Raw genomic sequence first — 695 nt, 5'->3', positions numbered from 1 at the left:
ATCGACAGGGCTTGCGCCGTGTTGTTCAGGTAGAAACCGGGGATGTCGCGGGTGTTGATCGCTTCCATCACCAGTTTGATGCCCGCCGCTTGCAGCTTGTCGGCCGCGTACTTGAGGTTGGCGACGAAGGTTTTTTCCACGGTGGCATCGTCGACGCCTTGTGGACGGATACCCGCCAGGCAGTTGACCTGGGTATTGCCCAGCACTTTGGCGTAAGCGATCGCCAGCTTGACACCGGCGCGGAACTCTTCGACCCGGTCCGGCAGGCAGGCGATACCGCGCTCGCCCTTGGCCCAGTCACCGGCCGGCAAGTTGAACAGCACTTGGGTCAGGCCGTTGGCGTCGAGCTTGGCCTTGATCTCGGCGGAGTTGAAGTCGTAAGGGAACAGGTATTCGACGCCACTGAAGCCGGCCTTGGCGGCGGCTTCGAAACGGACAAGAAAATCCTGTTCGGTGAACAACATGGACAGGTTGGCTGCGAAACGCGGCATGGTGGTTTCCCTTGTATGTGTGGGCCCCCCCTGTAGGAGCGAGGCTTGCCCGCGAAGGCGTCGTGTCAGTCGACATCAATGTTGAATGGTACGACGCCTTCGCGGGCAAGCCTCGCTCCTACAGGGGGGAGCGGTCAGCCGTTAATCGAGCAACGAAATCGCCGTTGGCGCATCGTTGCCGACCAGCGCCAGGTCTTCGAATTC

General features: G+C 60.9%; 1 protein-coding gene. It reads right to left on the bottom strand.

Annotated elements, in window-relative coordinates:
• Nucleotides 1-491, bottom strand: a 491-nt coding sequence (locus F8N80_RS30910) for a TIM barrel protein (protein WP_150785337.1), incomplete at its 3' end; no start/stop codon positions are given.
• Between the last annotated feature and the right edge of the window lie 204 nt (nucleotides 492-695).

Source organism: Pseudomonas fluorescens (genome assembly GCF_902497995.1).
Lineage (GTDB): Bacteria > Pseudomonadota > Gammaproteobacteria > Pseudomonadales > Pseudomonadaceae > Aquipseudomonas > Aquipseudomonas fluorescens_BK.
Note: the sequence above shows the minus strand (reverse complement) of the source record. Positions and strands in the feature narration are given on the sequence as shown.